Origin of the sequence: Bacillus sp. S/N-304-OC-R1, from assembly GCF_019749375.1 — a bacterium.
GTDB lineage: Bacteria > Bacillota > Bacilli > Bacillales > Cytobacillaceae > Cytobacillus.
The window spans coordinates 23,534-43,681 of sequence record NZ_JACWFE010000014.1 but is presented as its reverse complement, the minus strand read 5'-3'; the positions used below and the strand labels follow the sequence as shown (position 1 = coordinate 43,681).

Sequence of the window (20,148 nt, the reverse complement as noted above, 5' to 3'; positions counted from 1 at the left end):
GATGAGGAAAAATGCTAGTCATTAATACGGATGAACTGCGAAGTTTAGCAGATATGAATGAAATTATTGAATGTGCAGCTCTTGCCTTAAAGGAATTTTCAGGAAAGAGAACAGTTACACCGATTCGTGCAGCGCTTCCATTTCATAATGGCCAAAATACAGCATTAATCATGCCATCAGTGGCTGAAGAGCTTAGCGGTGTGGGGTTAAAGGTAGTAACTGTAGCTCCTAATAATAAAGATTTAGGGAAGAAAACCATAACAGGAGTTGTTATGCTGAACGATTTTCAAACAGGTGAACCAATTGCACTGATGGAAGGTTCGTTTATAACGATGGTTAGGACAGGTGCACTATCAGGAGTGGCAACAAAATATTTATCCCGGCCAGATGCTAAGAAGCTATGTATCATTGGAACTGGGGAACAGGCAAAGGGCCTGCTTGAAGCGGTTTTGACTGTTCGAGAAATTGAGGAAATTTTTCTTTATAACCGAACGGAGCAGAAAGCACATGAATTTGCTGAATATATTAGACAGACATTTCATAAACGTGTGGTAGTATATTCAGATTCAAACGAAGCAGTACGAGACGCTGACATAATTGTCACTACTACAAATTCGTCTACACCAGTATTTACAGAGAGACTGAAACCAGGTGTTCATGTGAATGCAGTTGGTTCGTTTAGACCTGCTATGCAAGAGCTTCCATCCTCTGCTGTTGTCTCCGCTCATAAAGTAGTAGTTGAATCAAGCGAAGCGGCTCTTGAAGAAACAGGTGACCTCCAAGTTCCTATAAAAGAAGGTGTTTTCCAGCCTGATGATATTTATGGTGAACTTGGACAAATTGTAAATGGAGAATTAACTGGAAGAGAAAGCAACCAAGAAATTACGCTATTTAAATCTGTTGGGCTTGCAGTGGTAGATATTGTTGTGGCAAAGTATTTTTACGAAAAAGCACTAAAATATAATTTAGGAACGAGCATAAATTTTTAAACCGATTAGGGCAAGTTTCCTTGGGTATTAGGAGGGGAAACTTGCCCTATTTCGCGAAAATAATCCAATAATTTCCTTGTCTGATAGTTGACAATTGTATGAAAAAAGTGGTAATCTTCAATAACACTAAACAATTTTTTAGAAGGAGGTAAGGACAATGAGAATTGTAAAAATGCGTGATCACTTTCAAAATTTCATACATTGTCCATGCCTGTATTCTGTTTAATTGTTGATTTTCTAACAAATGAAGGTATGGATGCCACATCTATACCTTTTGGAGATGCATGCTCTTTTTGGGGTATGCATCTTTTTTTGTTGAGATATTTAGTGTAACGAAATAATAAGGAGCGGATGATGATGTGGAAAAAGCAAAAAAGATTAATTTTCAAAAAGGTAACGCTAGATAGTGGGTAGCCAGATACAAAGTAAAAGCAGGAAAGAAGGTTTGATATATGTTTGATGTGTTAGGGAAACTAAGTTGGTTCTTCGGACAGTATTGGAAGCAATACACAGTGGCGATCTGTTTATTAATGATGGCAAGCATGCTGGATGTAGTTCCACCATATTTGCTAGGCTCCATTATTGATATTTTGGCAGCTGGGGAAATGACAAAAGCTATTTTAGGGCAATATATTCTTATTTTTATTGGCATTATTATTGGGGGCTATGCTTTAAACTTCTTTTGGCAGTACCGTTTATTTGAAGGAGCCATTAATCTTGAAAGAACGATGCGCCGGAAATTAATGCTTCAGTTTTTAAGAATGACGCCAACCTTTTATGAGAAAAATCGTACAGGAGACTTAATGGCGCGTGCAACAAATGATTTGAACGCTGTTTCTTTAACGGCGGGGTTTGGAATCATGACCCTTATTGATTCCACCATATATTTGGGTGCGATTATTTGTGCAATGGGCCTTATGATTTCATGGAAATTAACGTTATTTGCAATGCTGCCTGTACCTATTATGGCGGTGCTGATTCAGCATTTTGGAAAGCTTGTACATGAAAGATATATGAAAGCTCAGGACGCCTTTGGCGTATTAAATGATAGTGTCCTAGAATCTGTAGCCGGTGTACGGGTAATTCGTGCTTATGTCCAAGAAAAAAAAGATGAAAAGAGCTTCGCGGACATGAGTGAGGAAGTGTATGAGAAAAATATTCATACAGCAAGAATCAATGCATTATTCGGGCCGATTACGAAAATTGGAACGGGGATCAGTTATGTAGTGGCCCTAGGTTATGGGGCAATTCTAGTGTCAAACGGAGAAATGTCTGTTGGACAGCTAGTAACCTTTAATGTTTATTTAGGTCTCGCGGTTTGGCCGATATTCGCCATTGGGGAGTTAATTAATGTAATGCAGCAGGGGAATGCCTCGCTGGATCGTGTTCAGGAGACACTCAATTATGAAGCAGACGTTCAAAACCATAAAGATCCAGTAACGATTAAAGAGCCTAGTGAGATTGGATTTGATGATTTAACCTTCCAATATCCAACAAGTCAGGTGAAAAACCTTCAGCAAATTTCGTTATCTGTAAAGAAGGGGCAAACCCTTGGTATTGTAGGGAAAACAGGCGCTGGGAAAACAACTTTCCTGAGACAGCTCCTTCGTGAATATCCACTGGATAAAGGACAGTTAATGATTGGCGGAGCTGATATAGCGGCACAAACAAAAGAACAAATCCTAGATTGGATTGGGTATGTACCACAGGATCATGTTTTATTCTCGCGTACGATTCGTGAAAACATCTTATTTGGAAAAGAAGATGCCTCAGAGAAAGATTTAATGAAGGCTGTTAGTCTTGCCTATTTTGAAAAGGATTTAGAAAATCTCCCGAGGGGTCTAGAAACCTTAGTTGGAGAAAAGGGAGTTTCCTTATCAGGCGGGCAAAAGCAGCGTGTATCCATTGCACGTGCTCTTATTAAGGACCCAGAAATACTGATACTGGATGATTCTCTTTCTGCCGTCGATGCAAAAACAGAATCAAGTATTATTAAAAATATTCAAACAGAACGAAGCGGTAAAACAACCATTATTACAACACACCGTCTTTCTAGTGTGCAGCATGCCGATCACATTATTGTTCTGGATGAAGGACAAATTATTGAAGAGGGAACTCATGAAGAGCTCCTCAAGAATAAAAGCTGGTACAAGGAACAATTTGACCGTCAGCAGCTAGAAGGAGGCGGCGCATGAGTACGAGTAAACGATTAGTGAGATACGCGATGTATTTTAAGCGGCCGATTTTCCTAGGATTATTTTTCTTATCGGTTGCTGTATTTACAGATCTTACGGGTCCATTTATTGCAAAGCATATTATTGATGAATATATGGTCATGGGCAATATTGAAATAAAACCTATAGCCTGGCTGCTTTGTTTATATTTTGGTTTGGCTATTGCTACAGCTATTCTGCGTTACTTTATGTATATTTTCTTGCAGATGGGGGCCAACCGTGTTGTTCAAAAGCTGCGAAAAGATGTATTTGGCCATATTCAAACCCTGCCAATACAATATTTTGATAATCTCCCAGCTGGTAAAATTGTAGCGCGTGTGACCAACGATACGGAAGCGTTAAGAAATCTATATGTGCAGGTACTTGCGAATTTTGCAACAAGTTTTATCTCCATAGCAGGTGTGTATATTGCCTTGTTTATTTTAAATTGGAAAATGGCATTGATCGCCCTTGTTATGATTCCAATTATTTATATTTGGATGATTATTTACAGAAAGTATGCCTCCAAATACAATAATGTCATTCGTACAAAGATTGCTGATATTAATGCCATGATAAATGAATCTATTCAAGGAATGACCATTATCCAAGCCTTTCGCCGGGAAAAGCAAATGACGAAGGAATTTGACGATATGAATGAAGAGCATTATGCCTATCAGCGTAAGCTGTTGTTCTTAGATTCTGCTACATCGTTTAACTTAGTCAATACGATTCGTCTCATTATGTTTACGATTTTCATTGTTTACTTTGGAACGCAATCACTAACAACGGCTGAAATGGTTTCATCAGGAACTCTTTATGCGTTTGTTGATTATTTAACACGATTATTCAACCCTATAACGAACGTGGTTAATCAGTTTTCACAGCTTGAACGCTCGATCGTTGCAGGGAATCGTGTGTTTGAAGTTCTAGATACAGAAGGGGAAAAGGTATCGGAGGAATCGATGCCGAGATATGAAGGAAATGTTGTTTTTGACAATGTATCCTTTGCTTATAAGGACGACGAATACGTGCTAAAGAATTTATCCTTTGCAGCAAAGCGGGGAGAAACTGTCGCGCTTGTAGGACATACAGGCTCAGGAAAAAGCTCGATTATGAACCTGCTTTTCCGATTCTATGATCCATCGAAAGGGAAGATCTATATTGATGGAAATGACATTACTGCCCTGCCAAGACAAACAATCCGAGAGCATATGGGCATAGTTTTACAGGATCCGTATTTATTCACGGGGACAATTGCTTCGAATGTGAGCTTAAATGATCCAAAAATAACACGTGAAAAAGTAGAAGATGCATTGAAGGCAGTTGGAGCTGAGCGTGTGCTTGGCCATCTGGAAAAGGGAATTGATGAACCGGTTATTGAAAAAGGCAGCACCCTTTCATCCGGACAGAGGCAGCTCATTTCCTTCGCTCGGGCACTTGCCTTTGATCCTGCGATCTTAATATTAGATGAAGCGACATCCAATATAGATACGGAGACAGAAGAAATCATTCAGCATGCGATGGATGTGTTGAAAAAGGGCCGTACGACCTTTATTATTGCACACCGTCTTTCTACAATTAAAAATGCTGACAAAATTCTTGTGTTAGAACGCGGTGTCATTAAAGAGCAGGGAACACATGATGAACTGCTTGCACTTGGCGGTATTTATGATCAGATGTATCAGATGCAGGCTAAATCACTTCATAAAAAAGTAAGTGTAGGCTAGGACAAGGGGACGGGTCCCTTGTCCCAGCTTTAATGAAAATTAAATTACATGGGAGTAGGTGAAGATATGTTACGAAAACCTCAGAAACTTCAGCGAGGGGACATGGTTGCGACAGTTAGTCCTTCCTGGGGAGGAGCAGGGGAACCAGAAATAAGATGGCGTTATGAGCAAGGGGTAAAAAGGCTCGAGGAAGTGTTTGGTTTAAAGGTAGTCCCAATGCCAAACAGTTTAAAAGGCGCTGACTATTTATATAGGAATCCTCAGGCGCGTGCAGAAGATTTGATGACGGCTTTTAAAGATAAAAACATAAAAGGGATATTTGCCAATATCGGCGGTGAGGATAGTATTCGTCTGCTTCCGTATATTGACTTTGATGTCATTAGAGAGAATCCGAAGATTTTTATGGGGTATTCAGATGTGACGATTTCACATTTGTTTTGTCATAAAGCTGGGATTTCCTCATATTATGGACCTTCCATTTTAGTAGATTTTGCAGAGAATGTTGAGATGAATCCTTACACTATTGATAAGGTAAAGCGAACGTTTTTTTCTGATGAAGTGATCGGTGAAATAGAACCTGCGAAGGAATGGACGAGTGAATATTTAGCTTGGGATGAAGCAAATAAGAGTAAGCGGCGTAAATTGCAGCACAATCAAGGCTATGAAGTTCTGCAAGGATCTGGAACTGTTGAGGGACGTCTAATTGGCGGTTGTATTGAAGTGTTAGAGTTTGCAAAGGGGACGGAGCTTTGGCCAGATTCGAAATATTGGGAGAATAGTATTCTATTCTTTGAATCGTCAGAAGACAAGCCAAATCCAAATTTAATCCGATATTGGCTCCGTAATTATGCCGCACAGGGGATCTTGCAAAAAGCCAATGGAATGATATTCGGTAAGCCTCAAGATGAAATGTATTATCAAGAGTATAAAGAAGAAATCATAAAGGTTATGAAAGAATATGAGCTGCAAAATCTGCCAATCCTATACAATCTAAATTTCGGTCATACAGAACCAAAGTTCATACTGCCTTATGGAGCTTTAGCGAGAATTGACTGTGAAAAGAAGTCCTTTTCTATTTTAGAAAGTGGTGTGGAGTAATGGAGGTTTATTATTATGAGTATAGCAAACAAAGCAGTTACGAAAACGCACGAAGGAGCTTTTTATTGGAGAGCAACTACAACTGATATTACTGTAGAAGAAGCTAAATCGATTTCAGAGAGAGTAAAGAAAGAAATTATGAGCCCAAGCATAAAATATTTTATCGTTGATAATCGTGATCTTAACGGACTATACAAACAAGATGTTCAAGAAGTTTGGTCAGAATTAATGGATTTCGTTGCTAAAAATGTTGAAAAGAATATTGTCATCTGTAAGGATGTTATCACTCAAATGCAAATTAACCGTATTTCTAGAAATACAGGTACTGCTGATAAAGTTAAGGCATTTATTGATGAAAAGGAAGCATTAGCATTTATTAATCTTACATCATTCCCATTTTAATAGATTTAGAGAAGTCTCTTTCTGATGTATTCGGAAAGGGGCTTTTTACTAAAAAGGGACGGTTCTGATGCTTACGAGGCAAGAACCGTCCTTGTGCTTCCTAATTCCGTGAATGGACTTTTTCACCTTGGACCCATACTTCGCGAATATTTTCTGGGCGGGTAAGGTACATGACTTTTTGGAAGATGTCGAGTAAATTTTCTTTTTTATTAAAGATGGGTAGTTTGGACGTTGGGATAGTTGTGTCGATGATTTGAGCATCCCAAGCATAGTTTTCTTCTAGTCGGCCGACTGGCAAGCTTAAGCTTTCCCCGCCGCCAGCAGTTACAAGGTAAAATGCTTCATTAATGGTGATTCTGGAATCAGGTACTCCGCGATTTCCTGCTGGAAGAGCAGGATTAACGCCGTCCTCTAGCATTCTTGAAGACATAACAGCCTGTCTTGCATTATCGAAAAGGCTTGGCGAGAACCCGCCAGAAATATCGGAACCTAAACCAATCTCAACGCCTTTTGAGTGAAAATGAGCAATAGGAATCACACTGTTGGCAAAGTAAGCATTGGAGATTGGACAGTGTCCAATAGCCGTACCTGTTTTAGCAAATAACTCAGCATCATGATCATCTAAGAAATTACAGTGAGCCATTACGGACTTATCACGGAGCAGCCCAAAATCATGCAAAGCAAAAGCATCATTTTTATTAAACCGTTCTTTAACATAGTTATGAGCCCAATCGCTTTCACTGCAGTGTGATTGAATATGAGTATCATACTTTGCTGCTAACTCTCCCAAACCTTTTAAAGCCTCATCCGTACAGCTAGGAATAAACCGCGGTGTTACAACCGGATATACCCCTTGTTTTGTGGACTCCGCTAATTTTTTAACTGCTAGAATAAACTCTTCCGTATCTGCAATAGCAGTCTTGGCATCAGCATCTCGATAAAAATCCGGATTTTGCTCAGGGTCATCCATAACGACTTTCCCTACTAAGCCTCGTTGTCCTTTTTTTGCACAGATTTCTGCTAGCAGCAGACTAGCTTCTTTATGAACAGTGGCAAAATATAGGGCAGTTGTTGTGCCATTCGCTAGTAGAGTGCTGACAACATCCTCATAGACGTCTTTCGCAAAATCTAAATCAGCAAATTTTGATTCAATTGGAAAGGTATACGTGTTAAGCCAATCATAAAGCGGGATATCCAAGGCAGTTCCTGATTGAGCCCATTGCGGTGCGTGGACGTGTAAATCGACAAAGCCTGGAAGAAAATACTGTCCTTCGCCTAAGGAATGGAAATTTCCAGTTCCTTGATATTCATTAAGAATTTCCTTGTATTCTGCATCTTCCGGTGAAACCCTTTTTTCAATTAATCCGTCATTATTAATGCAGAAAAGATAGTCTTGCAGTATTTGCACTTCTTTAGGTGACTGGCTCGTAAAAGCAGTCCCTTTAAAAACCTTCGTAAATTTTTTCATGCATGACACCCTCATGTTGTTTTTTTAAAATTCTATTCGATAATTATAGGGGAATTAAAAGGCAAAGTCTATTGAGCGTAAATAATTTTCAGGGATTAATATTTAGGTAATTAAGTTGAGGAATTGGGTAGGGCTTTTAAGGCCGGAAAGAGGTAAATAAATGGATGCAGCATTACTTGTTTTAGATATTCAGAAGGATTTTATAGGCTGACAAGCAAAAATGCCAGTAGCGGAACATCATATTGAACCCATGCTAGAGCGCATTAATCATATGATCAAAGAAGCTGACAGTAAGGGAATCCCTGTTATTTATATAGCAAATGAATTCGAACCCAGCCTATTCATTTTTAACTGGTTTCGAAAAAAACTGCCTTAAAGGGCAGTTCTGGGTCTAAGCTAGATGAACGCTTGCACATCGTGGATGAAAATTATTATCCAAAAAATAAAGGGGATGCACTAAGCAATTCTAAATTAGTTTCCTTTTTAAAAGGGAATAATATTAAGAGTGTTAATATTGTAGGTTTATTTGCTGAAGGCTGTGTGGCAGCAACTGCAATTGGCGCACTGCGAAGGGATTTCATCGTAACGGTCGTAGAGGATGCAGTTGCTGGGGCATCAGATGAAAAAAGAAAGCAAAAGGAGTCAGACTTGCTGATTCAAATAAAATTTGCCGGGAATTTAATACAGTCACAAATAAATAGGAAATTTTAGGGCCGATATGAGGTCCTTTTTTTATTTCATTCATATACCTATACCCCAAGTGTCTCAAGAGTTATTTTTAACGAGATGGGGATATTAACAGTAACTGGATCGTGTTGGAGAGGGTATGGATGAAAAATATTTTTTATATATTTTTTCGGGACGTAAGGAGTATTGTGAAGAATTGGGCGCTGCTTGTTATTATTTTAGGGCTAGTGTTTTTGCCGTCCTTATATGCATGGTTTAATATTTTGGCCTCATGGGATCCATATGGAAACACCGGAAATATTTCCGTTGCAGTTATTAATCAGGATCAGGGAGCTGTTTTTAAAGGTCGGAGCTTGAAAATTGGCGATGAGATAATAGCATCCTTAAAGAAAAATAAAAATATAGGATGGGTTTTTACAGATGAAGAGGATGCATTAAGGGGCGTTAATCATGGTGATTATTATGCAAGTATTTTAATCCCAGCTGATTTTTCAAAAAAAATTTCAAGCTTTCTAACGGATGTCCCGCAAAAAGCAGAGATTGATTATACGGTAAATGAAAAAATCAATGCCATCGCTCCGAAAATAACGGCAAAAGGGGCAAGCGGCATTGTAGAGCAGGTAAGGAAGAATTTCATACACACTGCAAATGGCACAATCTTTTCGATTTTTAATGAAATTGGACTCGAATTAGAGAAGGAAAGACCTACAATCGAAAAAGTTTCTAATCTAATTCTAAAGCTAGAGAGCATGATGCCTGAAGTACATAGAGTTGTAGATGAAATGGTGCAGGATATGGCCATCGCGGATCGCCTTATTACGAAGGCACAGTCCAATCTTGCCCTAATTGCGGATGAAATTAAGGGATACAAGGAATTTGTTAATCATTTAAGTGCCTGGTTAAATAAAGGATCAGATGTTTTGTCGGAAACAGCTGGACCTAATATGAAAACCAGTCTTATTTTAATGAAGGAAATATCTGCTGCAACGAAGCAATTAAGTGACAGTATGATGGATCCGGCAATAGATCCAACTGTGGTGAACAATGCTATTGACCGATCAATCAAGCATATATCCAATGGGATTTTGGTCACACAAAGCTTGGCTGATCTTTTTGAGAGAATGAATGAAATAACAGGTGAAAATAGATTACAGTACGCTGTTAATAAATCAAAAGAGCTGAATGCCTATCTAACACAGGAATTAACAATATTAAACCAAGTAAAGGGGCGTGTTTCTCGAGGTGAAGATGTTTCCGGAGAACTTGCTGCCGCATTAAATGGGCTAGCCACTAGGTCCGAAACAATACTTGATGATCTTCTTTCACGCTTTGACAGTGAAATTATGCCGCAAATTCAGAACGGTTTTGCTAGAGTAAAATTTTCAAGTGATAAGGCAGCCAAAATACTACAAGGAGTAAGTCAAGACATACCAGATGTGCAGAAAGTTTTAGTGGATGCTAAACGGGGAGTTACAGTTGGAAATAAAGAGCTGCTAGATATCCAAAGGAGACTTCCTGCTATTCAAAGTAAAATAAATGATTTAGCTAACGTTATTAGGAAGTTAGAAAAGGAAGGGACTTTGAACGAACTAATTGACCTCCTAAAGAACAACGCTGAAAGGGAGGGGCAATTTTTTGCGGAACCGGTGATTTTAAAGGAACATAAGCTATTCCCAATTCCTAATTATGGATCAGCCATGTCTCCTTTTTTTACGACATTATCTTTATGGGTAGGGGCATTACTCCTTGTTTCCCTATTATCAGTAGAGGTACATGAAGATCAAAGAATGTTCAAGGCCTATCAAGTATACTTAGGGCGATATTTAACTTTTTTACTTTTAGGCATTTTCCAATCGTTGAGCATCACTTTAGGAGACCTATTTATATTAAAAACTTATGTAGCAGATAAGGGCTGGTTTGTTCTATTTGCAATGCTCTTAAGCTCTATTTTCATGTTAATCGTGTACACTTTCGTTTCTGTGTTTGGAAATGTAGGGAAGGCGATGGCAATTGTTCTACTGGTGCTCCAGCTTGCTGGGTCAGGAGGAACCTTTCCGATTCAGGTAACACCTCCATTTTTTCAAGCCATTTATCCGCTGCTACCGTTTACTTACGCCATCAGCTTAATGCGCGAAGCAGTAGGCGGAATTCTCTGGGATGTAGTTCGGCATGATCTTCTGTATTTATCTTGTTTCGTGACCATCATGCTGTTATTAGGACTCACTCTAAAAGATTTAGTCAACCGGTCAACGGCAAAATTTGTGCAAAAGGCAAAAGAAGGCAAGCTTATTCACTAGAAAAAGGACAATTCAGGATAACGGCCAAGATGGAGGAGTTTCAAGTGTGAGTTGACCGTCTTTCGAGTGATGACGGCCAAGATGGAGGAGTTTCAAGTGTGAGTTGACCGTCTTTCGAGTGATGACGGCCAAGATGGAGGAATTTTAAGTAGGAGCTGACCGTCATACGAGTGATGACGGCCAAGATGGAGGAATTTTAAGTAGGAGCTGACCGTCATACGAGTGATGACGGCCAAGATGGAGGAATTTCAGGTGTGAGTTGACCGTCTTTCGAGTGATGACGGCCAAGATGGAGGAATTTCAGGTGCGAGTTGACCGTCATTCGAGTGATGACGGCCAAGATGGAAGAATTTCAGGTAGGAGCTGACCGTCATTTCGGTGATGACGGTCAATTTGTCTTTATATTAAAAATGCCATACTGAATTTTGTTCGGTTAAAAGTAATAGAAAAGAAGAAAATAAAAAATATCATAATAGTGGCTACAAACACTATCCATGCTAATAAGTTGCATGGACCATATCCCTACACCAAGAGCCGATGCGCCGGAAAAAAGCCAGATTAGCTTTGTCTTATTTTCCGTATGTTTCATTCTTCGTGCCAATTCAATCGCGGCATAAGCTGAAATTGTCGCAATAATATAAGAAATGACAACAAGTAATGGATTATGTTGAGCGTGATTATGTACTAATATATGTGTCCCCATTTCGTCACCTCAAAAAGATTTATGCTTCATTATACAATGAAGTGAAAAAAGGAAATAGTAGATTTGTAGGCTTTCATAAAATAAACAAATAGGAGCTATAATCTATGAAAATTTTAAACCCTAGGTATCCTACAGTGAATCCATGTCGAAAGAAAGGTAAGAAATTTGTCAAAAAATATTTCTTGTAGGATATTTTTCTGAATATTTATAATTATAAAAACAATAGTTTTTTCTTTCGTGCCCTGCATATTAAAAAGTATATGAAATTGCCAGGGTAAATGAGAAACGATTGTGAACTTAATAAAGGGGGCAAACAGATGAATAAGAAATTATCAATCTTTTTTAGTGTGTTGCTAGTTTTTAGTATGTTTTTAACTGCATGCAACAGTAATAAGCAAACTGGTGGCGGGGAGACAGCAGCGGGAAATGAAAAGGGAGAGTCAAAGGTAGAGGTAAAGCCTGATGTTCCACAGGAATTACGTATTAATATTAATACAGAACCGCCTTCATTACATCCAGGATTGGCAAAGGATACAACTTCTGGAGCAGTACTCAATCAGACTTTTGAAGGGTTAACGCGTATTAGCCCTGAAGGGAAACCAGAACCTGCAGCGGCAGAAAAAATTGATGTTTCTAGTGACCAAAAAGTATACACGTTTAAGATTCGTGATATGCAGTGGTCTAATGGGGATCCTGTAACAGCAAAAGACTTTGAATACGCCTGGAAATGGGCTTTAGATCCAAACAATCAATCTGAATATGCCTATCAGCTTTACTACGTGAAGGGAGCTGAAGCAGCCAATACTGCTGGGGGATCTCTTGATGATGTCGGTGTTAAAGCGTTAGATGATAAGACTCTAGAGGTAACACTAGAGAATCCAACTCCATACTTTTTAGAGCTTACTGCTTTTTATACTTACTATCCGATTAACAGTAAAGTTGCGGAACAAAATCCAAATTGGTCAAACGATTCAGGTGACAGCTATACATCCAACGGTCCTTTCGTTATGAAAGATTGGTCTCATAGTGATAAGATCGTTTTGGAGAAAAATGATAAATATTGGGATGCTCAGACAGTTAAGCTGACAAAGATCGAAATGATTATGGTGAATGATCCGAATACAGAGCTATCGATGTTTGAAAACGGTGAACTGGATTGGGCAGGAGCTCCAACTGGTAACCTTCCAACTGATGCGATGCAGGCACTTAAAGATAGCGGACAGTTAAATACTAAAGCGATTGCTGGAATCTATAATTACAAATTCAACACAACAGTTAAACCTTTTAATAATGTTAACATCCGTAAAGCTTTTGCTTATGCGATTAATCGTAAGGAAATTATTGATAATATTACACAAGGAGGACAAATGCCGGCAATGGCTATAGTACCGCCATCTATGTTCCCGGAAAATGAAAAAGGATATTTTTCAGATAATGATGTAGAAAAGGCGAAGGAGTTTTTACAAAAGGGTCTAGAGGAATTAGGATATTCGGATGTATCTGAGTTCCCGGCGGTTACACTTTCCTATAATACATCTGAAACACATCAGAAGATTGCACAGGCAATTCAAGATATGTGGAAGCAAAACTTAGGTGTAGAGGTCACACTTGAAAATCAAGAGTGGGCGGTATATCTAGATAAGCTTCATTCACTTGATTACCAAGTCGGCAGATTAGGTTGGTTAGGTGATTTTAACGATGGGATTAACTTCCTTGAAATGTATCGGGATGCTAATGGCGGTAATAATAATACCGGATGGGAAAGCAAGGAGTTCCAAGACCTGCTGGCAAAATCGGCTTTAGAAGGGGATCGTGAAAAACGTCAGCAGCTATTAAAAGATGCGGAAGCGGTCTTAATGGAGGATATGCCGGTAGCACCAATTTACTTCTATACAAATAACTGGATTCAGGATGAAAAATTAAAAGGTGTTGCGATTTCTGGACTTGGTGATGTGCAATACAAATGGGCATATTTTGAATAATGTTGATTGTGAAGGTTAAATAAAACGAAAAGGGGCGTCTGGATCAGAAGCGTTTTGACACAGGCGTCCCTTTTTTCTTTTGATACTATAAATTAAAAGAAAGGCTATTTACCGAAGAAGTCTTCGAATATAAATTGATCTGGTAATGAAGAAATAAGCAAATTGAAATAAGATATATAAGCCAATTGCGATAATTCCGGTATACCAAATCGTTGTTGCCATAAGTGCAACACGTGCGCTATTAAAAGCAAATAATGTATGAACTGTCCCTACAACGACAGGCAAGAAAAATAAAATAGCCATTTGAAACGATACAGTTCGTTTAACTTCTTGTTCAGACATTCCCAATTTGCGCATAATCGAAAATCCCTGTTTATCTTCCTCTATCTCTGTCATTAATTTAAAAAAGATTAAACTTCCGGATGCAAGGAAAAACAGCATAGAAATAAATAATCCAATAAACAAGAGAAGGTTATTGCCTATATTGATGTAGAGATATGTCGCAAATCCGTTAATAATATTTTTCTCAGAGCCATTTGCCCCAGCAATTAGTTCTTCCATTAAGCTTTCTGCATTTTCTAAGTCACCAAAGTAATAATCATGAATGACTAGCTGCTCGTCACGAGAAAATAAATTTGCCCAGTTTTCAAACACTTTGTCATCTATCACAAGAAGATAGGCATTGCTGCTATTCTGCCCACGAATGGTCGTAACCTCTGCAATGGAGTCCTGAATCGCTATTTTTTTACTCTCTCTATTAAATTGAATATTAATAAAATCTTTTTCGTATAAAGGTGGTCTGAACCGCTCATCCTCTGAAGGATCGAATGGAGCTACAAGTATAGCTTTCTCAGGTTCTAATTGTAATGGCTTAATATGCTTCATTTGTTTTGCCCGTTTATTAAAATCAGATTCTGACATTATCCACATCGATTGAGTGCTATCACGTAAAGTAAACGTTGAAGGTAAAATAATGGTTCTATAATAATGCTTAATTTCTACTTTATGTTTATGTGCAGCAGCTTCGATGTCAGCGCTAGTATAAACCGGCTTCTCATCTAGTCCTTTTTGTAAAATAATCATATCCTGAGGCCCTCGCAATGCAGTGCCGGAAAAATGATTGAACCAAATTAGTATTCCCATACTGGATGTAACAACTGCACTTAGAATGGCAGCGATGCTTAGGATTCTAGTGTTATCCCTCATTTTAAAGACAAGCATACTAATGGTAGTCATATTTGTTTTTTTCCAATACAAAGATGAATTCTTTAATTTATCCAGGATCGCTGTGGATATTTGCCCGAATAGCAAATAGGTGCCAAAGATCACAAGAACTAAAATAGGGATCATCGAAAAGAATAAGATAACCAAATTGGATACGGCTGCGAGCGCATAACCTCCTATTAAAAGAACGAAACCTAATATAATCAGCATGCGAGAATAGGCCGGTGGCTCCTTCGGTTTTTTGGAAGCGTTAACGAGCTCGATAATTTCGCTCTTCCTGACATCTCTTAAACCAAGAAAGGTAATCAATTCAAATAAGACAAAAAAAACGATTAGGGTAGTCAAGACAGCATTTTGCGGAACAGTGAATGTAATTGGAAACTCTAATTGTAAAATCGCGTTAATTCCCATAAAAAACAACTTTGAAAATAAAATTCCAAATAACGTTCCTGCACCAATAGCCCCAATGGAAATGACAGTGAACTCAAAAAAAACAAGCCTTTCAATCTGTTTATTTTCAAGCCCAATTAATTTCAAAAGACCAAATTCCTTTTTCCTGGACTTCATGAAAGCTGAATTCGAATATATGACAAAGAAAACGGTAAAAAAAACAATTACAATCTCGCAAGCAATTAACAATACTGAAATAAGCTCGTTAATTTTTTGCCCCTTTACACTGGGGTGAAATATAAACGCTGAAAACAAATAGAAAATGCAAACGGTAAATGTACTGCTCAAAAAATAAGAGCTGTATTTCTGGAAATTCCCTTTAATATTACTTAGAATGAGCTGACGAAATGTCATCAAAGGAACCTCCTAGCATGGAAAGAACATCAAGGATTTTTTGGAAAAATGCTTGCCGCTGCTCCCCTCGGTAAATTTCCGTATAGGGTCTGCCATCCCGAATAAATACAATCCGGTTGCAATAGCTGGCTGCAAATGGATCATGAGTGACCATTAATATGGATCGGCCTTGTTCCTTATTTAATGTTTCTAAAGCCTCCATTAGCGATTTTGCTGCCTTTGAATCAAGGTTTCCTGTCGGTTCATCTGCGAGAATGAGCTCTGGATTATGAATAAGAGCTCTGGCTGCAGCTGTTCGCTGCTGTTGACCGCCTGAAATTTCATACGTTCTTTTAGATAAAATGTCGCTAATCCCTAGAATCTCAGCAATTTCTGCCAGTCTTCTCTCCATTTCTCCTTTTGGGATACTTTCAAGAACAAGGGGCAAGAGAATATTTTCCTTTACTGACAAGGTATCAAGTAAATGGAAGTCCTGAAAGATAAACCCGAGCTGCTTACGGCGAAATAGTGAAAGCTCTTTTTCGTTTAGCTGTTTTGTATTTACGCCCTTTAATTCGACTGTTCCAGCAGATGGCTTATCAATCATGGCTAAAATATTTAGTAGAGTCGATTTCCCGCTCCCGGAAGGTCCCATTATTCCAACAAACTCACCTTCTTGTACTTGAAGGTTGAATTGGTCCAAGGCTTGATGTGAGAAGCTGCCCTTTTTTGACATGTAAATTTTCGTAATATTGTTTGCTTGTAAAAGCATCATAATCCCTCCAACAAATCGTTACTTATACATTAAAAAAAATCCGGGATGGTCACTATCGATTTACATGACAAAGAGGCTCAGAAAGATGACAATTTTATCATCTTTCTGAGCGGGCAAACTGATAATAATCGACCGACTGAGGAAAAATTAGCTCTACCTCTGTCCCTTTATGTTCAATTGAATGGATGGAAATGGGTTGCTGCAAGCGATCACATACCCGTTTTGCTAAATAAAGACCCATCCCTGTTGACTCTTGCAGTTTTCGTCCATTTTGGCCAGTGAAAAAGGGGTCAAATACTCTTGGCAGGTCCTCTTTCTTAATGCCAATGCCCTCATCAGCAATGATGAGCTTTACTTTATTTTCAAAACGCTTAATAGAAAATGTTATATATTTTGAGTCTTCATTTCTTTTCCCTTGCGAATACTTTAAAGCATTATGAATTATTTGCTCCACCACGAAATTAAGCCATTTTTTATCTGACTCAATGATAGTGGCCTTTTCATCGGTTTCAAGCTTCGGAAAAATGTGATAGCGAATAAAGGTTTTTCTTTTCTCATGCAATATGGAACGGAGAAAAGATAGCAATTCAATTTTTTCAATAGAAAAATCAACCTCGAATCGCTGCAGCCTAATTGTTGAAAGCATCATTTGTAAACCATCCTGCAGCTTTATCGTTTCCTCATCCATTTGCTCTAACAACTCTTCCTTTGTCCATTCCTCTTCCTCCTGAAGCATAAGGCGAATAACAGATAGAGGTGTTTTCATTTGATGTGTCCAACGATTTGTAAAATAATAGTTTTGCTTTTGCTGTTCTTCATACATAAATAATTTCTCAGTATAATCTTGATAAGTTTCATCACAAAGCTTTTTAAATAGTTGCTGCTCTCTCGTAACTGCTGTCAGTTTTAAAAGCGATGGCAGGTCCCCTTCTTTTAAAGCGTTGTTTAATCCATCATAAAAGGGCTTTAGCCGAATATAATCAATAAATAGGTAAATGAAGAGCAGGACACAAGATAAAATGCCTATGTATGTGAGATGCCCAGTTGAAATCCTTGTTCCGTTTTCAAGCAAACCTAGTTTGATAACAAGTAAGACTAGAGTAATTGTAACAATGAAAACAATGATATAAGTGAACCGGTCTATTAAAAATTGCCTAAAGCTCATGATAAGGGCCTCCAGCTTTTCCTCAAGCTATAGCCTTGTCCTCTTACAGTCTGAATGGCATCATGAATGCCAATCTCTTCAAGTCTTTTACGTGCTCTGCGAATATTCACATTTAATGTGTTATCATCTACAAGATCTATTTCATCCCAAATGGCTTCTAGGAGCTTATCTCTTGAAACAATATGGTCACACTTCTTTGCTAAACAATCCAGCAGACGAAATTCCTTTGGGCTGCACTCCATTTTCGCCCCATTATACTCAATCGTGTTTCTATCACGATATAAGAAGAGTCCGTCTATTTCCAAAAGGTTATGGCTTGTTGACACCGCATAATCTCCATATGTCCTTCGAATGACTCCCTTCACCTTAGCTAGAAGGACTTCCATATGAAAGGGTTTTGTAATATAATCATCTCCGCCATTTTCAATCGCGAATACTTGGTCCATTTCGCCTGAACGGGCAGATAAGAAGATAATCGGAACATTGGAAATTCCACGAATTTGCCTGCACCAATAAAAGCCGTCAAAGGAGGGGAGATTAATATCCAAGATTACGATGTCAGGCCGATACTGGCAAAATTCTTCTTTAATAGCGTCAAAGTCTTCAGCATGCTCTGCATCATATCCATACTTCTTGAAGTATTGGCAAATAATCCCTGCCATTTTTCTGTCATCTTCTACAACAAAAACTTTATACATCATCCAATTTCTCCCTTCAGCCTGACTACTATCATTCTATTATAATGTAAGACATAAATGGAAAAAACTCGCCATTTGGCGAGCTATAAATGATTATTATTTCTTTACAAAAGGCTGAGGTCTTAAATAGGTTAATGTACGCCAAAGCCATTCAAATGGGCCGAAGAGGAAACGCTTCGTCCAAAAGTGACTAATGATCAGCTGAATCGCATAAATGCCTATTGTTATCAAAAGCCCAAGGAAGGGATTTACCTTTCCGTATAACCCTAGCCCATAATGATAAAAAATGAACGTGCAGATTACTGATTGCAGCAGATAATTAGTGAACGCTGTTTTTCCAACTGCTGAAAAGGGCTGAAGCAATTTGTTCATGATAGGCTTGGTAAATAAAATGGTTATCGCTGCGACATAGAAAAGCGTTAAAAATGGGGCACCTATTAAAAGGTAAATATCTTGATGCCATAATCCAAAAGCTATATTGGCTGGCACGCCAATCACAAATCCTGAAACTCCAATAACGAAAAGTCTTTTTCGGTTTTTAGCCGTGTTTTGAAATATGTTTGCCTTAGCAAAGGATGCTCCTATTAAGAACATACAAAAATACGGTAGAGACGAATAAAAGAATAGCAATGGATTCAATGAAGGCATGCCATTCATTGACATATAGTACATTCGGTCCTGCAGTCGCTGGTTCGCAATCTCGCTAAAGCTACCGTTTTCATATACGTCTAATGCATGCTTAGCTTTAGATTCCATTTCTGTCTGAAAAGACTGCTGCCAATCATCTATCTCAGGCTGTGAAACATCACCAAAACTCGATAATGCAAATGGCAGTGCGAAAAGCATATAGAAAATACAAGCCCAAATAATAAGTGTTTTTGCCTTTGCTTTTCTAAAAATAAGCAGGATAAACCCGAGCAAAGCATAATCCATTAAAATATCTCCATCCCATATAAGAAAGGCATGAATCGTTCCGAATAGAAGCAGGGCTAGAAGCCTTCTAATATAAACAGGGACAAAATTCCTTCCATTTGCAAGAGCTCGTTCCATCATCATAACCATGCCAAACCCAAATAGAAATGAAAACATCAGGATAAACTTCATTTGAATAAATATATCCAAGAAGATACGAACAGTACGATCAGCCGCACTCCATTGATGGGTAAAGAAATTCTCTTTTCCTACCATTGCTAAATAAAGATCTGGGTAGCTAAAATGTGCCATATTTACGAGTAATATTCCAAAGATGGCGATCCCCCTTAATACATCTACAATTTGAATACGTTCATGTGCCATGATCGGCTGTAAGGCTTTCATTCTAAAAACACTCCTCGACGAGTCTATTTTCACTAATCTTAATGAAGATCGTCATTTGGAGATAGTGAAAAAGATTACAAGAGTGCTATAAGTTCTTACAATATTGTCACTAAAAGCTTTTAATTACGAATAAAGGTATTTTATAGAAAATAGAGAAGTTAAATTAAAGTTTAAAAAAACTATATGAAAGCAGGTTATTAGGATGGGAAGAGTGATTGGGTTTGAGTTAAACAGTCAGGAGCCAGAAAAAGCTGCCCAGTTTTATTCAAAAGTATTTGGCTGGAAGGTGGCGGAGCCGCATTGGGGTTATTCGGAAGTCACTACTAGCAGCAATAATAAGGGGATTAATGGAGGAATTAGTAAAGGGCCACATGATTATCCCCACGGCACACGAATCCAAATTGAAGTGGATTCCATTGATGAGGCAATCTCTAAGGCAAAAGAAAATGGAGCGATGGTGGCTAGAGACAAAATGGAATTTGATGATTTTTATCTTGCATACTTGGTGGATCCAGTTGGGTTAGGGTTTGGGCTTATTCAGCAGAAAAGGAAGTAACATATAAAGCAGGAAATACTCTAACAGTTTACAAGGAGATCACAGATAGACTAAAGAATAA

Annotated in this window: 16 protein-coding genes; 9 read left to right on the top strand and 7 right to left on the bottom strand. The window is 38.4% G+C overall.

All coding sequences use genetic code 11. The features are described 5' to 3' along the window. The first annotated feature begins 11 nt into the window (after nucleotides 1-11). The 5 genes from H0173_RS12690 (at nucleotide 12) to H0173_RS12670 (ending at nucleotide 6,432) form a co-directional block, all read left to right on the top strand. Nucleotides 12-989: an ornithine cyclodeaminase family protein gene (locus tag H0173_RS12690; RefSeq protein ID WP_221846921.1), complete on the top strand. Its 978-nt coding sequence runs from the start codon at nucleotides 12-14 to the stop codon at nucleotides 987-989. A gap of 452 nt (nucleotides 990-1,441) precedes the next feature. Then, nucleotides 1,442-3,184 (top strand): ABC transporter ATP-binding protein, encoded by a 1,743-nt coding sequence (locus H0173_RS12685; RefSeq protein ID WP_221846920.1) that lies wholly within the window; start codon nucleotides 1,442-1,444, stop codon nucleotides 3,182-3,184. Beyond that, nucleotides 3,181-4,932 carry an ABC transporter ATP-binding protein gene (locus H0173_RS12680; RefSeq protein WP_221846919.1) on the top strand — a complete coding sequence of 584 codons (1,752 nt, stop codon included), beginning with the start codon at nucleotides 3,181-3,183 and terminating at the stop codon, nucleotides 4,930-4,932. Before H0173_RS12685 ends, H0173_RS12680 begins: the two co-directional genes overlap by 4 nt. 66 nt (nucleotides 4,933-4,998) lie before the next feature. Continuing rightward, nucleotides 4,999-6,030 (top strand): S66 family peptidase, encoded by a 1,032-nt coding sequence (locus H0173_RS12675; protein WP_221846918.1) that lies wholly within the window; start codon nucleotides 4,999-5,001, stop codon nucleotides 6,028-6,030. A 15-nt stretch (nucleotides 6,031-6,045) separates the two neighbouring features. Continuing rightward, nucleotides 6,046-6,432: a hypothetical protein gene (locus tag H0173_RS12670; RefSeq protein WP_221846917.1), complete on the top strand. Its 387-nt coding sequence runs from the start codon at nucleotides 6,046-6,048 to the stop codon at nucleotides 6,430-6,432. Between the two features lie 100 nt (nucleotides 6,433-6,532). On the opposite strand, the gene guaD is transcribed toward H0173_RS12670, so the two are convergent. Then, nucleotides 6,533-7,900 carry a guanine deaminase gene (gene guaD, locus H0173_RS12665; RefSeq protein WP_221846916.1) on the bottom strand — a complete coding sequence of 456 codons (1,368 nt, stop codon included), beginning with the start codon at nucleotides 7,898-7,900 and terminating at the stop codon, nucleotides 6,533-6,535. Nucleotides 7,901-8,251: 351 nt separating this feature from the next. On the opposite strand from guaD, the gene H0173_RS12660 reads away from it, so the two are divergent. Together H0173_RS12660 and H0173_RS12655 are read left to right on the top strand one after the other, a co-directional pair. Then, the gene (locus tag H0173_RS12660; protein ID WP_221846981.1) at nucleotides 8,252-8,611 is read left to right on the top strand and encodes a cysteine hydrolase family protein; all 360 of its coding nucleotides are present in this window, start codon (nucleotides 8,252-8,254) and stop codon (nucleotides 8,609-8,611) included. A gap of 119 nt (nucleotides 8,612-8,730) precedes the next feature. After that, a complete protein-coding gene (locus H0173_RS12655) occupies nucleotides 8,731-10,884 on the top strand; it encodes a YhgE/Pip domain-containing protein (RefSeq protein ID WP_221846915.1) in 2,154 nt (717 codons plus the stop codon). Between the two features lie 433 nt (nucleotides 10,885-11,317). Here the strand turns inward: H0173_RS12655 and H0173_RS12650 are convergent, their stop codons facing one another. Next, entirely contained in the window at nucleotides 11,318-11,587 is a 270-nt protein-coding gene (locus H0173_RS12650; protein ID WP_221846914.1) for a hypothetical protein, read from the bottom strand. 317 nt (nucleotides 11,588-11,904) lie between these two features. On the opposite strand from H0173_RS12650, the gene H0173_RS12645 reads away from it, so the two are divergent. Beyond that, nucleotides 11,905-13,569, top strand: a complete 1,665-nt coding sequence (locus H0173_RS12645) for a peptide ABC transporter substrate-binding protein (protein WP_221846913.1) — start codon at nucleotides 11,905-11,907, stop codon at nucleotides 13,567-13,569. A 108-nt stretch (nucleotides 13,570-13,677) separates the two neighbouring features. Here the strand turns inward: H0173_RS12645 and H0173_RS12640 are convergent, their stop codons facing one another. The 5 genes from H0173_RS12640 to H0173_RS12620 all read right to left on the bottom strand — a co-directional run bounded on the left by H0173_RS12640 (nucleotide 13,678) and on the right by H0173_RS12620 (nucleotide 19,531). Beyond that, the gene (locus tag H0173_RS12640; RefSeq protein ID WP_221846912.1) at nucleotides 13,678-15,597 is read right to left on the bottom strand and encodes an ABC transporter permease; all 1,920 of its coding nucleotides are present in this window, start codon (nucleotides 15,595-15,597) and stop codon (nucleotides 13,678-13,680) included. Next, entirely contained in the window at nucleotides 15,569-16,351 is a 783-nt protein-coding gene (locus H0173_RS12635; protein ID WP_221846911.1) for an ABC transporter ATP-binding protein, read from the bottom strand. The genes H0173_RS12640 and H0173_RS12635 overlap by 29 nt, the downstream gene beginning before the upstream one ends. A 97-nt stretch (nucleotides 16,352-16,448) precedes the next feature. After that, nucleotides 16,449-17,516: a sensor histidine kinase gene (locus H0173_RS12630; protein ID WP_221846910.1), complete on the bottom strand. Its 1,068-nt coding sequence runs from the start codon at nucleotides 17,514-17,516 to the stop codon at nucleotides 16,449-16,451. Continuing rightward, nucleotides 17,513-18,214: a response regulator transcription factor gene (locus tag H0173_RS12625; RefSeq protein ID WP_221846980.1), complete on the bottom strand. Its 702-nt coding sequence runs from the start codon at nucleotides 18,212-18,214 to the stop codon at nucleotides 17,513-17,515. Before H0173_RS12625 ends, H0173_RS12630 begins: the two co-directional genes overlap by 4 nt. 96 nt (nucleotides 18,215-18,310) lie before the next feature. Then, nucleotides 18,311-19,531 (bottom strand): DUF418 domain-containing protein, encoded by a 1,221-nt coding sequence (locus H0173_RS12620; protein ID WP_221846909.1) that lies wholly within the window; start codon nucleotides 19,529-19,531, stop codon nucleotides 18,311-18,313. Nucleotides 19,532-19,733: 202 nt separating this feature from the next. On the opposite strand from H0173_RS12620, the gene H0173_RS12615 reads away from it, so the two are divergent. Next, the gene (locus tag H0173_RS12615; protein ID WP_221846908.1) at nucleotides 19,734-20,087 is read left to right on the top strand and encodes a VOC family protein; all 354 of its coding nucleotides are present in this window, start codon (nucleotides 19,734-19,736) and stop codon (nucleotides 20,085-20,087) included. Nucleotides 20,088-20,148 lie beyond the last annotated feature (61 nt).